The sequence below is a fragment of the Ruegeria sp. BB7 genome (assembly GCF_056539365.1).
Genome location: NZ_JBQFUV010000001.1, coordinates 697885 through 711088 on the forward strand (window position 1 = coordinate 697885; position 13204 = coordinate 711088).

13 protein-coding genes are annotated in these 13204 nt (G+C 57.7%); 3 read left to right on the top strand and 10 right to left on the bottom strand.

Annotation, left to right across the window (positions count from 1 at the left end):
- Positions 1-145: 145 nt before the first annotated feature.
- Positions 146-439, bottom strand: coding sequence for a putative quinol monooxygenase (locus ACR0D7_RS03435; protein ID WP_170568897.1), 294 nt, complete (start codon positions 437-439; stop codon positions 146-148).
- 130 nt (positions 440-569) lie between these two features.
- Between ACR0D7_RS03435 and ACR0D7_RS03440 the strand changes: the two genes are divergently transcribed.
- On the top strand, positions 570-1748 hold the full coding sequence (locus tag ACR0D7_RS03440) for a BaiN/RdsA family NAD(P)/FAD-dependent oxidoreductase (RefSeq protein ID WP_480677742.1): 1179 nt from the start codon (positions 570-572) through the stop codon (positions 1746-1748).
- Here the strand turns inward: ACR0D7_RS03440 and ACR0D7_RS03445 are convergent.
- The 9 genes from ACR0D7_RS03445 to mraZ all read right to left on the bottom strand — a co-directional run bounded on the left by ACR0D7_RS03445 (position 1745) and on the right by mraZ (position 11427).
- Positions 1745-2119, bottom strand: coding sequence for a glycine zipper family protein (locus ACR0D7_RS03445; protein WP_480677743.1), 375 nt, complete (start codon positions 2117-2119; stop codon positions 1745-1747). The genes ACR0D7_RS03440 and ACR0D7_RS03445 overlap by 4 nt on opposite strands.
- Before the next feature lie 105 nt (positions 2120-2224).
- Positions 2225-3625, bottom strand: coding sequence for a UDP-N-acetylmuramoyl-L-alanine--D-glutamate ligase (gene murD, locus ACR0D7_RS03450; RefSeq protein ID WP_480677744.1), 1401 nt, complete (start codon positions 3623-3625; stop codon positions 2225-2227).
- 150 nt (positions 3626-3775) lie between these two features.
- Positions 3776-4858 carry a phospho-N-acetylmuramoyl-pentapeptide-transferase gene (mraY, locus tag ACR0D7_RS03455; protein WP_170381746.1) on the bottom strand — a complete coding sequence of 361 codons (1083 nt, stop codon included), beginning with the start codon at positions 4856-4858 and terminating at the stop codon, positions 3776-3778.
- A 24-nt stretch (positions 4859-4882) separates the two neighbouring features.
- Positions 4883-6277, bottom strand: a complete 1395-nt coding sequence (locus ACR0D7_RS03460; protein WP_480677745.1) for a UDP-N-acetylmuramoyl-tripeptide--D-alanyl-D-alanine ligase — start codon at positions 6275-6277, stop codon at positions 4883-4885.
- A complete protein-coding gene (locus tag ACR0D7_RS03465; protein WP_480677746.1) occupies positions 6274-7755 on the bottom strand; it encodes a UDP-N-acetylmuramoyl-L-alanyl-D-glutamate--2,6-diaminopimelate ligase in 1482 nt (493 codons plus the stop codon). The genes ACR0D7_RS03460 and ACR0D7_RS03465 overlap by 4 nt, the downstream gene beginning before the upstream one ends.
- A 22-nt stretch (positions 7756-7777) precedes the next feature.
- Positions 7778-9565, bottom strand: a complete 1788-nt coding sequence (locus ACR0D7_RS03470; protein WP_480677747.1) for a peptidoglycan D,D-transpeptidase FtsI family protein — start codon at positions 9563-9565, stop codon at positions 7778-7780.
- Positions 9562-9930: a cell division protein FtsL gene (gene ftsL / locus ACR0D7_RS03475; protein ID WP_480677748.1), complete on the bottom strand. Its 369-nt coding sequence runs from the start codon at positions 9928-9930 to the stop codon at positions 9562-9564. Before ftsL ends, ACR0D7_RS03470 begins: the two co-directional genes overlap by 4 nt.
- The gene (rsmH, locus tag ACR0D7_RS03480) at positions 9927-10919 is read right to left on the bottom strand and encodes a 16S rRNA (cytosine(1402)-N(4))-methyltransferase RsmH (protein ID WP_480677749.1); all 993 of its coding nucleotides are present in this window, start codon (positions 10917-10919) and stop codon (positions 9927-9929) included. Before rsmH ends, ftsL begins: the two co-directional genes overlap by 4 nt.
- Before the next feature lie 4 nt (positions 10920-10923).
- Positions 10924-11427: a division/cell wall cluster transcriptional repressor MraZ gene (mraZ, locus tag ACR0D7_RS03485; protein ID WP_480677750.1), complete on the bottom strand. Its 504-nt coding sequence runs from the start codon at positions 11425-11427 to the stop codon at positions 10924-10926.
- A gap of 886 nt (positions 11428-12313) precedes the next feature.
- On the opposite strand from mraZ, the gene ACR0D7_RS03490 reads away from it, so the two are divergent.
- The gene (locus tag ACR0D7_RS03490; RefSeq protein ID WP_170381753.1) at positions 12314-12538 is read left to right on the top strand and encodes a DUF1127 domain-containing protein; all 225 of its coding nucleotides are present in this window, start codon (positions 12314-12316) and stop codon (positions 12536-12538) included.
- 371 nt (positions 12539-12909) lie between these two features.
- Positions 12910-13200, top strand: coding sequence for a DUF1330 domain-containing protein (locus ACR0D7_RS03495; RefSeq protein ID WP_480677751.1), 291 nt, complete (start codon positions 12910-12912; stop codon positions 13198-13200).
- The last annotated feature ends 4 nt before the right edge of the window (positions 13201-13204 follow it).

Sequence of the window (13204 nt, forward strand, 5' to 3'; positions counted from 1 at the left end):
CACGTCCCGTTTTCGGGATCTGATTGAGAGTCTACAGGGATTTTGGCGTTTGGGCTAGCACAATGACAGAGCGTTTGCGGAAATCGGCCCCCTCCCAAAGATTACACTCTGAACACTGGCTTCTCTAATTCGGACTGTCCGGTCGTTAACCGACAAGATCGTAGTGCTTGATTTCTCTGGACTCGACTAATTCCGCTTCAGCCGGATCAATATGCGGGCTTTTGTAGTCCTCACCAACAAACGCCTTTAGCGCGTCAAGACTGCTCCAAACCATTACAAAACTGAACTCGCGCGGTGTGTCAGAACGCGGCGCACCCGGCAGCACCTGAACAATACCATCGGTGTTTCGCATCAAAGGTATCGCGGTTTCATGGAAAAACTTTGAGAACTCGGCTTCTTTGCCGCGCCGAACCGTGACTTGGAAAATCCGCATGATCATTTTGGCGCCCCTTTGCAATGAAAAAACTTGAGAACTTCGATGGCAGAACTTTACCACATGCCTCCCTGCTTTTTTGCGCTGAGTTTCGGTTGCTCTTGCCATATTCGGCAATCCACGCCATCCCCCGCCCATGACTTATGACACGATCATCCTTGGTGCCGGTGCTGCCGGTATGATGTGCGCCGCGCATTGCGGCGGGCGTGTGCTGGTGATCGACCACGCCAAGGCTCCGGGTGAGAAAATCCGCATCTCGGGCGGTGGGCGTTGCAATTTCACCAATATGTATGCGGGTCCGGGTAACTTTCTGTCGCAGAACCCTCATTTCTGCATATCCGCGCTGGCACGCTATACGCAGTGGGATTTTGTCGATCTGGTCGGGCGTCACGGCATCGCGTGGCATGAGAAGACGTTAGGGCAGCTTTTCTGCGACGGGTCCTCGAAACAGATCATCCAGATGCTGCTGGCCGAGATGGAGCGCGCCGGCGCCGAGCTGTGGGTGCGGACCGAGGTGAAGGACCTGCGCAAGACCGAGGCCGGGTTCGCGCTGGAGGTTGACCGCGAGGGGCAGCGCCACAGCCTTACTTGCACCAATCTGGTGCTGGCCACCGGCGGCAAATCGATCCCCAAGATGGGCGCAACTGGGCTAGCCTATGATATCGCAAAACAGTTCGGCTTGCGGATGACCGAGACACGCGCGGCGCTGGTGCCGTTCACCTTCTCGAACGGGAAATTCAAAGACCTTTCAGGCGTGTCCCTGCCCGCTCGCCTATCGAACGAACGCACCAGATTTGACGAGGCACTGCTGTTCACCCATCGGGGCCTCAGCGGGCCTTCCGTGCTCCAACTATCGTCATACTGGCACGAGGGTGAGGCGATCCGGGTGAACCTGATCCCCGATCTGCCCCTGTTCGACCTGCTGCGCGATCAACGCCAGGCCGGAGGCCGTAAAGCCCTGACCACTGAACTTGCCCGTCATCTGCCGGGGCGACTTGTGGATTACCTCTCGCAATTGATCCCCATGCGGGGCAATCTGGCCGACCAATCCGATGCTGCGATGGCTGAGTTGATCGACGCACTTTCGAACTGGCAGCTAACCCCTTCGGGTACCGAAGGATATCGCACCGCCGAGGTCACGCTGGGCGGGATCGATACGGATGACTTGTCGTCAAAAACGATGGAGGCCAGGGATGTCCCCGGCCTCTATGCGATTGGTGAAGCGGTGGATGTCACCGGCTGGCTGGGCGGCTACAACTTCCAGTGGGCGTGGTCATCGGGCCACGCCGCAGGAATTGCAATCGCGGGCTGTTAGCCTACGACGTTGTAACCACGACCGCGCATGCAGTTGCGCACGATGACTTCCTGATTCTGAGTGTTATTGACCGCGCTTGCACCAGCCCCGACCAGCGCACCTGCTACGGCCGCACGACCCAAGTCGCTGGCGCTGTCGTCAATGATAGCTTTCGCGCCCGCCGCACCAGCGGCACCAATCGCCGCAGCACCTGCAGTGTTGCTGTTGACCACCGGCTGCGACCGCGCGAGAGCCTGACATTGCGCCAAATCTGCGTTGTAATTCGGGCCAACCGGTCCATCGACAATCGGCTGGTAATTCGCGCCCACGTTCGTGCAGGCACCAACCACCAGAATGGCAGGCAGGATCAAAGATAATTTACGGTACGGCATATTCATGACCTCGTGTTGAATTTGCAGGCAAGCAAAACCAATAAGTAGGGCGCGTCAAGTTGATAGCATCTCAACTTGGCTCAACCGGCGATCTATTGCAAATCACTAGTCTTCTAGCCTCTGACGAACCTGTTCGGCAAAGTCCTCTCCGCGCTGTTCGAAATTGTCATACTGGTCGAAACTGGCCGCTGCCGGGGCTAGCAGAACGGTCTCTCCCGGCTGGGCATCTGCCATGGCTTGCGAAACAGCATCTGCCATAGTGGTGCACACCTGTGCATCGACGGTAAGCTGCATTGCAAAACCAGCCGCCTCACGTCCGATCACATAGGCCCTGATCACTTGGTCGCTGGCACTGTTCAGCGCACCTATCCCCCCTTCTTTCTCTAGACCCCCGCAAATCCAGCGGATTTTTTTGAACGCGCTGAGCGCTTTCAGCGCACTGTCCACATTGGTGGCTTTGGAGTCGTTTACATAGGTCACGCCGCCGGCCTCGGCAATGATCTGGCTGCGATGCGGCAGCCCCGGATAGCTGTGCAGCGCATCCTCGATCACCCGAGGCGCAAGCCCCAGCGCGCGGCAGGCCGCATACGCGGCGCAGGCATTTTGATGATTGTGCGCGCCGGGCAGACCCTTGATCTCGCGCAGGTCAATGGAACCGGTCTGACGCCCTTTGCGGTATTCAGCCAGATACCCTTTGCGCGCAAAGACCTGCCAGCCCGGACCGGTCAGCTTCCGCGCAACCGAGATGCGGATCACCCGATCATCCGCAGGCCCTTCGGACAGTTGCCCGGCCAGAAACGCGCCTTCGTCTTCATCCACCCCGATCACCGCACGATCCGGACCACCCTCGGCAAACAATCGGCGTTTGGCAGCAAAATAGCCGCCCATCCCACTATGCCGATCCAGATGGTCGGGCGACAGGTTGGTGAACACTGCCACATCCGGCGTCAGCGCACGCGCCAGTTCGGTCTGGTAGCTGCTGAGTTCCAGCACCACTACCGATCCGTCCCTTCCCGGATCAATATCCAGAACACCCCGGCCTATATTGCCCGCCAACTGCGCCTCTCGCCCGGCCTCTGTCAGAATGTGATGGATCAAAGCAGCCGTGGTCGACTTACCGTTTGAACCGGTCACCGCAATCACACGCGGAGGGATGTCGTAGTTGTTCCATTCTGGCCCAGCAAAAGATCGGAAGAACAGGCCAATATCGTTGTCCACCGACACACCAGCATCCAGCGCCGCTGCCACGACAGGGTTAGGTTCGGGATAGAGATGCGGAATACCCGGAGAAACGATCAGCGAGGCGATCTCGTCAAACGCTCCATGGCGGCGCAGATCAACACAGGTAAAACCTTCGGCCTCGGCCTTTTCCCGTGCGGCAGGATTGTCATCCCAGCACACCGGCTCGGCCTTGCCCGCCCGCAACGCGCGCGCGGTCGCCAGACCTGACCGGCCAAGCCCCAGAACTGCAACTTTCTGCCCTGAAAACCCTTTGACCGGGATCATGCCGACCACCTTCTTCTGACGTCCAATTGGCCGTCACACTGCGCAGAAGAAATCCCCAAAGGCAAGGGCGACAAAAGGCTCGCGCGGCAGCGCGAGCCCGGCCCAACAGGTGACAGGCGGGCCCCAGGCCCGCCGAACCTGGCGGGAGCGCTACCTGACTTTCAAAGTCGCCAGACCAATCATCGCCAGGATCAGCGAAATGATCCAGAACCGGATCACAATCGTCGGCTCGGCCCAGCCCTTTTTCTCATAGTGATGATGGATCGGTGCCATCAGGAACACGCGGCGACCGGTGCGCTTGAAGTAGAGGACCTGAATGATCACGCTCAGCGCCTCGACGACGAACAAGCCGCCAACAACGGCCAACACCAGCTCGTGCTTGGTTGCAACCGCAATCGCACCCAAAGCACCACCCAAGGCCAAGGAACCGGTGTCGCCCATAAAGACAGCGGCAGGTGGCGCGTTATACCAAAGAAAGCCCAACCCACCTCCGAACAACGCTGCCGTGAAGATCAGAATTTCTCCGGTGCCTGGCACGTAGTGGACGTCCAGATACTCGGTAAAGTCGACCCGCCCGACCGCATAGGCGATGATACCAAGAGTAGTCGCCGCGATCATTGCGGGCATGATGGCCAACCCATCCAGCCCGTCCGTCAGGTTTACCGCATTGGCTGCCCCTACGATCACGACAATCGAGAAAGGAATGTAGAAAATCCCCAGATTAACCAGCGTATCCTTGAAGACCGGCACAGCCAGTTGGTTCTGCAACGCCTCGGGATGATGCAGAGTCGCCCAGGCCGAGGCCAAAACTGCGATGATCACGCCCAATGCCAGTCGCATCTTACCCGATAGGCCTTTGGTGTTTTGCTTCGACACCTTGGCATAATCATCGGCAAATCCTATTGCCGCATAGGCCAGAGTCACGAACAGCACCATCCAGACATATGGATTGTCCCACCGCGCCCAGGCCAACGTTGAAGTCACCAGCGCACCAACAATAAGCAGCCCACCCATGGTCGGTGTGCCCGCTTTCGAAAAATGCCCCTCGGGGCCGTCCTCGCGGATCGGCTGACCCTTGCCCTGCTTGCGGCGCAGCACATTGATCAGCGGTTTGCCAAAGATAAACCCAAAGATCAGCGCCGTCAGAAAGGCTCCGCCCGCACGGAAAGTGATGTAGCGGAAGAGGTTAAAGAAATCCCCCCCATCCGACAGGGCGGTCAACCAATAGAGCATATCAAAACCTTTCTCGTGCCGCGATCATGAGTCAAGCGCGCTCACTTGCCCCATTTCCCGCAAACCGTCAACAATCTGTGCCAGCGCCATGCTCAAGGAACCCTTGGCCAACACCGTATCCCCGGCACTGATCAACTCCGGCAGGTGTTCGGCCATTTCGGCACTGGTTTTAAACCACAGCCCGCGCTTGGCGGCAGGCAATGCCTCATGCAGCGCCTTCATGAGCGGACCTATGCAATGCACCCGATCCACGTTCGCCATCGCGGTGACACCCGCCATTCCTGCGTGCATGGCAATTTCCTGTGCACCCAACTCTTTCATGTCGCCCAGAAAAGCGATCCGGCGTGCACCATGCGTTGCCGCCAGAACATCCAGCGCGGCCTCCATCGATGTTGGGTTGGCATTGTAGCTGTCGTCCAGCAACTCGATCTGCCCACCAGTCGCCAGAGATAAAACCTCACGCACGCCGCGCCCCTTGACGGGGGACCATTGGCGCAAGCCGCTGATGGCTGCATCAAATTCAACGCCCAGTTCCACACAGGCCGCCAAAGCACCCAGCGCGTTCATGGCGAAATGCTTGCCCGCCGACTGCACGTCATAGGTAACCGAAACATCACCCACTATGGCATCGGCCTGAACCGAAGCATCCCCTTGCATCACGTTGGTCAAAATGTAGTCGGCAGCCTTGCGGCCAAAATCGACGATCCCGGCGCCATGCTCTATTGCGGTCTGGCGCAGGATATCCGCATGCTCGATATCGGCATTCACGATTGCAGCTCCACCGGGCTCAAGCCCTTCAAAGATGGCAGCCTTTTCATGAGCAATCCCTGCAACCGACTCGAATGCCTCAAGGTGTACGGCAGCTACGGTCGTCACCAACGCCACATGCGGGCGGGCCTGCCGCGCCAACGGAGCAATCTCTCCGGGGTGGTTCATCCCGATCTCAATCACTGCAAATTCGGTGTCGCGCGGCATCCGCGCCAGTGTCAGGGGTACGCCCCAGTGATTGTTGTAGCTGGCAACACTGGCATGGGTTTTACCTTGCGTTTCCAATATGGTCGCCAACATTTCCTTGGTTGATGTCTTCCCGACGCTGCCTGTGACGCCGAGCACGCGCGCGCCGGTTCTTGCGCGGCCTGCCTTACCCAAAACCTCGAGCCCGGTTTGAACGTCATCGACAATCAACAGAGGGGCATTTTCGGGCACACCTTCTGGAATACGTGACACCAGCGCAGCACCTGCGCCTTTTTCCAAGGCTTGGGCCACAAAGTCATGACCGTCTCGTGCCGCCTTCAACGCAACGAACAAGTCGCCGGGCTGAAGAGTTCTGGTGTCGATCGACACGCCATTCACTGACCAATCAGTCGTGGCGCGCCCGCCCGTTGCTTCGGCGGCCTCGGTTGCAGTCCAAAGTGTCATGCAACCCTCCCATCCAAAGCGGCTACGCTGATGGAAGCTTGCTCCACGTCATCAAACGGCAGGACCTGATCACCAACGATCTGGCCCGTCTCATGCCCTTTGCCCGCAATCAACAAAGCATCACCCGGCTGCAAAGCATCAATTCCGCGCAGGATGGCTTCGGCCCGATCACCGACCTCGGTGGCCTCCGGTGCGCCAAGCAGGACGGCGGCGCGGATTGTAGCCGGATCCTCGCTGCGGGGATTATCATCCGTGACAAAGACAAGATCCGCATGATCGGCAGCAGCCTTACCCATCAGCGGGCGCTTGGTGGCGTCGCGATCCCCGCCAGCCCCAACAATAGCAATCAGGCGCCCCATGACATGCGGTCGCATCGCCTTGAGCGCCGTGGCAACCGCATCTGGAGTGTGGGCATAATCGACAAACACAGTCGCGCTGTTTTCCCGCGTGGCCGCCAGTTGCATACGGCCCCGAACCGTCGTCAGATGCGGCAGGGTTTCGAACACGCGTTCGGGCCCTTCCCCCGCGGCAATGACCAGACCGCAGGCGAGCAGGATATTTTCGGCCTGAAACCCGCCGATCAGGTTCAGGCGGGTATGGAACACCTTACCCTGCCATGAAAAGCGCAGGTCCTGTCCGGTTGCGTCAAAGCGTTGGTTCATCAGGCACAGATCAGCATCACCCAACCCAACAGTCAGAACCGATTGCCCGCGCGCCTTGGCGATTTTGCGAACCTCTGCGCCCTTGGGATCACTCATGTTGATCACTACGGTGCCGTCCTGAGGCAGGACGCGGTCGAACAAGCCGGCCTTGGCGGCAAAATAAGCCTCGAAAGTTTCGTGATAGTCCAGATGGTCCTGCGTGAAGTTAGAAAACCCTGCGGCTGTCAGATGCACCCCGTCCAAACGACGCTGTTCCAGACCGTGCGAGGACGCCTCCATCGCGGCATGGGTCACGCCGTTTTCCGCGGCCTCAGCCAGACAGCGGTGCAGTGTGATCGGTTCGGGCGTGGTATGCGCCAATGGTGCCGTCCAGACCCCCTCGACCCCCGTTGTCCCAAGATTCACCGCAGCGTGGCCAAGCTCCATCCAGATCTGTCGCACGAATGTGGCAACCGAGGTTTTTCCATTGGTCCCCGTGACGGCCACGATGTTCTGCGGCTGCGCTCCAAACCACAACGCGGCACATCCAGCCAGCGCCTGCCGGGGGTCTTCGACCACGATCAAGGCAGCATCTGACGACGCCAATTCATCAGCGGCGATTTCAGCACCCTCGGCATCAGTCAGAATTGCCGCCGCACCCATACGCAGGGCGTATTGAATGAACTCTCCGCCATGCACGCGGGTGCCAGGAAGCGCTGCGAACAAGTAGCCTTCTTTGACTTCGCGACTGTCAACGGCCAACCCGGTAATGTCAGGATTCGCACCACCCCGAGCGGTCAGGGCCAGTTGGCTAAGTGTTTTCGTCCTTGCGCCCATGCCCCACCTCTTTCCGGACAGCCTAATTCGAGGTCAGCGTTATAGCAGCGCCCGCCTCAGGCTCAAGCCGGGGACGCAGCCCTAGCAATGGTGCGATCCGGGCAATCAACTCTGCCGCAACCGGAACGGCGGTCCAACCCGCTGTCCGGCGCTTTTCCCCATAGGCGACGATGGAAGGCTCATCCAGCGTGACAATCAGCACATATTTCGGATCGTAAGCTGGGAAAATCGTCGCAAAAGTGGCAATGACCTTGTCATCATAGTAACCGCCGCGCGGTTTGGGCTTATCCGCCGTGCCCGTTTTACCGGCCACGTCATATCCTGCCACATCGCCGAAGCTGGCCGTACCGTCCGTCACCACCTTCCGAAGCATCTTTTGTGCCTGCGTCGCCGCGCTTTCAGACATAACCCGCGGTCCGTATTGCGGACCGTTTTTACGCAGGATGGTCGGGCTGACATAGTTCCCACCATTGGCAATCGCAGCATAGCCAGCCGCCAGGTGCATCGGACTGGTCGAAAGCCCGTGGCCATAGGAAATGGTTACTGTGCTGAGTTCACCCCATTTTTTAGGCTTCAGCGGCTCGCCGCCTGCGGCCTCGACAATTTCAAACGGTGTGGGCTCGAACATACCCAGGGCCTTCAGAAAGTTCTGCTGTCGTTGGGCGCCGATCTGCAGCGCCAGCCGCCCGGTACCGCGATTTGAACTGTGAACGATGACATCCGCCACACTAATCTTGCCGTAATTCTTGCCGTTAAACTCACCAATCGGAAAACGCCCAATCCGCATCGGACCCGAGGTGTCGATTATCGTATCCGAGTTCACCAGCCCCAGCTGCACGGCCTGTGCGGCTGTGAAAATCTTGAACACCGACCCCAGTTCATACACACCCTGCACATAGCGGTTAAACAGAGGGCTGTCCGACGGGTCAAACCCCGAAGTCGGCGGGCGTGGTCGGTCATTCGGGTCAAACGACGGCAGCGACGCGGCCGAGACGACTTCTCCTGTATGCGCATTCATCAGGACGGCCGAGGCACCTTTGGCGTTCATGATCTTCATGCCACCATAAAGCACCTGCTCGACCGCCGCCTGAACAGTCAGATCCAGTGATAGTTGCAGCGGCTTGTTGCCGTTGGCCGGATCACGCAAATAGTCGTCGAATTGCTTCTCAACTCCCGCAACGCCGATCACTTCGGCAGCACTAACGCCTTCGCGCCCAAAGCCGGACCCGCCCAAAATATGCGCAGCCAGACGGCCATTCGGGTACAGTCGCATTTCCCGCGGACCGAACAGAATGCCGGGATCGCCGATGTCATGCACCGCCTGCTTCTGCTCGGGTGAGATGCGTTTCTTGATCCACAGGAACTTGCGGTTGCCAGTGAAATCCTTAACCAGTCGTTCTTTATCCAGATCCGGGAAGATTGCCACCAACTGATCTGCGACAGCAATCGGATCTATCATCATGGGCGGTTGGGCATAGACCGAATACGTGTCCAGGTTGGTCGCCAGAATACGGCCTTCCCGGTCGACAATATTGGCCCTTTGCATGGCAATCGCTGCACCCGGCGCGCTGGCCAGAGGCTCTTGCGCTTCGGACGTGGCCAGCATGCCCATGCGTACACCCACGACAGAAAACGCGCAAAAAAAGAACAGACCCAACACCAAAAGACGCCCTTCGGCGCGGGCGCGGGCGCGATCTTTCATGTCTTCGTGACGCTGGCGGATATTTTCCCGTTCAATAGTCTTAGGATTCTCGCCCCGCGCACGGGCATCGAGAATACGCGCGAGTGGACGCAGAGGCGTACGGGTCATGGGATCTGCACCTCACCAAAGGCTTGAATGTTGGTGATAGCCTGCAACTCGATTGGATCAACGATGGGCAGGTCCGGGTCCTCAGCATAAGAAATCTGGTCGGCGCGCCCGAACTGTTCCGCGAGCAGCGGCAACAGACCCAGACGTTCAAAGTTTAAATCGGCCAGCTCACGCAGACGGTCCGGACGGTTCAGGTACGCCCATTCCGCATTCAGAACGGCCAGCCGCACCTGCGCCATTCCGATTTCACGCTGCAAGCTTTGCGTTTCCTTCACCACCTGCTGTGTGCGGTAATTTTCCTGATACGCCCAAAGTGCCAACCCGAACACGGACAGAGCAGTCAACACATACAAAATACTCTTCATTTCGCCCTTCCCCCAAGTTGCGGCATCCCTATAACGCGGGCATCAATTTCCCCCGCAGGAGCCTCGGTTCGCACCCCAACTCGCAGCTTGGCCGAGCGCGCACGCGGGTTTTCCTGCAATTCCTGTTCATCCGGACCCACAGCTTTGCGGGTCTTGAGCGTGAATTGCGGCTGCTCCTGTTCCATTTCAGGTGCATAGCGATTGGCACGGCCGGTTTTCCCTGCACGAGATTGAAAGAACCGCTTGACCATCCGATCCTCGATGGAGTGGAAGGTAACGACAGCCAGTTGCCCGCCCGGTTTCAACGCCCGCTCAGCAGCCATAAGCCCTTGGAACAGCTCTTCATATTCCGCATTCACCGCGATGCGCAGCGCCTGAAAACTGCGGGTCGCAGGGTGAGATTGACCAGGTTTCGGGCGCGGCAGGCAAGATTCGATAATTTGAGCCAGCTGCAAAGTAGTCTCTATGTATTCTTCAGCGCGGGCTGTGACGATTGCTTTGGCAATGCGCCGACTCGCCCGTTCCTCGCCGTAAAGATAGAGAAGATCAGCCAAATGGCTTTCTGACGCATGGTTGACGATGTCATCCGCCGCTTCGCCCTGCTGGCTCATCCGCATGTCAAGCGGGCCATCCTTCATGAAGGAAAACCCGCGCTCGGCCTGATCCAACTGCATTGACGACACACCAAGGTCCAGCACAATGCCATCCAGATTCTGCGCATATTCATCCATACGCGAGAATACTCCGGGCTGCATTACAAGCCGGTCACCATATTCACCCGCCCATTCAGCTGCCATATCAAAAGCCAGAGGATCGCGATCGACACCGATGACCTTGTCGGCACCAGCCTCTAGCAAACCGCGCGTGTACCCACCCGCCCCAAAGGTGCCATCCAGCCAGACACCCGACACCGGCGCTACAGCTGCCAGTAACGGGCGCAGCAGAACAGGGATATGAGGCTTGTCGGAAGGGGTCTCAGCGCCGGCCATGCCGTTACGCGTCCCTGACGCCGTCTAAGAACTCCAGAGGGTCGAAATCCTCGGGCTGTTCGTCCAGCCATTCCTCAGATGCGGCCAGTTCCTCTGACTCGTAAGTCTCTGGCTTCCAGATCTGGAACGTATCACCCGCGGCGATAAAGAACGCCTCGCCCTCAAGCTTGATCTTGTTTCGCAATTTAGCGGGCAGCACCAGGCGACCGGTTTCATCCACGGTGGTCGGGAAGGATTGACCGTGGAACATGCGCTGCAACATCTTCCGCTGCATCGAGCCGCGCGGCAGCGCGTCAATTTTGCTGTCAACCTCGTCGATCGCTTGCATTGTATAACATTCAAGGAACTTGCGGCGGTGATCACCGTAGACAATCACCAGTTCGGGGCTATCACCGGGCTGCCAGTTGGGGTCCGAGGCTTCAAGCACGCGGCGAAAAGAGGCCGGGATCGACACCCTGCCCTTTGCATCCACCTTGTGGTGGCTTTCACCTCTAAACCTACGCGCCAAGACGACTGTCCCTTTCGCTTGCGCCCCACCTAAATTTCACGCCCCCGGATGAAAAACGGCGGGTTGATCTGCTGCCACCGATCAACCCGCCGCATTGACCCGCCTTGCGGGATGTCCAGCTGCGCGCGCCACCTGGGGGGATGTCTGCTCGCCCGCGCGCCGGATCTCTTGAGTGATGAAAGCGAGATGCCTGTATGAAACCTGTTTTTGTTGGTTCGGGGTCGTTTAGCGCCCCATGTGCCTCGTCCTCATCGGATGTATAAGGGATGACATGGGAATTCATGGAAATCAATAGGAAATTTCAGATTCCTTTTTCAAGAATCGCAACGATATCAAATACACAACAAAAGAAAATAGTAGATTTGCACCACAAATAGAAAAACTTCAAAAGGCAGACACTACATATAGTCTATTATGCTCACACCCTTCACTTCCCATGATTTCCCCAAAAAAATTCTCAAAGCGCCACAGAAACTTAGAACAGCCGGAAGTGTGGCGCAGCCTTATGACGAATCATCCATTCCAAAATGAATAATGACTGCAGATATATGCCCACCTCATACTAAGCCCATGAATTCCCATATCGGCAATCCGCACCTACATCCTTTGAATTCTTTAAACAGAAAGTAGGTCACAGGGCCTTACACAAGGGAGCAGCCCGCTCTCTAGACATGCTCGGAGCGTCTCAGAACAGGCGAAAAACGCCCGAACTCCCTCAAATGAAGTACTACGCGATCATCATACCGACAAAGCGTTGATATCCATGCAATTGCTGCATAGCAGCATTGACAACACGTGTATTGTGCACCTGCAGCATTTCCTTATTTTCATTCTCAAGCAAACGCCGGAACAAACCGGCAGCAACGAAAGAAATCGAGTAACGGACATGGCTGTAGCAACACATCAGACAGCGCTCAAAGGCGCACCGGTAACTGGCCTGGCTTTCCTGATCGAAGCTGCAAAGACCCGGTTTATCCGGCACCGCATCTACCGCCAGACAGTCAACGAACTGTCCGTACTGTCGAACCGCGAGTTGGCCGACCTGGGTCTGCACCGCTCGATGATCCGCCGCGTAGCTATGCAGGCGGCGGAAGAAAACACCGCGCTGTAATCGCGCAACGATTTACCGAGATCAGGTCCACCTCCTCCCTATAGGACCTGTATTTCAGCGGCGATATCTCCTCCTCCCTGATATCGCCGCAGATTATACCGGCCTCGAACGCCGGACGCAGACACACCGGGTATTCCTCCTCCCTTACCCGGTGTTGAAAGCGCGCGGCGACGTCTTCCTCCTCCCTGACGTCGCCGCGTCTTACACATACCGGGGTCGAACCCGGGTTCGGATACATCGGGGCTTCTCCTCCTCCCTGCCTCGATGTTGAAAAGAACGGCGGTTCCCTTTCCTCCTCCCTGGGAACCGCCGTTTTTCTTTTTTCCCAGACGTGTAGAATGAAGCTCCGAGGTGAATTTCAGGAGTTCCCAATGGCCGCTTATTTCATAGCCCAAATTTCAATTCACGATCCGGATGGATATCAGAAATACCTTGAAGGGTTCATGCCAATATTCGACCGCCACGGCGGCAGGCTTCTGACCGTATCGTCCAAGCCTGTAGAGTTAATTGAAGGAAATTGGACGGAAAACGGCGTTGTCCTGATGGAATTCCCGTCTATCGAAGCCGCCAATGCGTGGAAAGACGACCCCGACTACATCGAGCTTGCCAAAATCCGTCATCAGACGGCCACAACGAATATGGTCTTGGTCGAAGGCCTATAGCCGT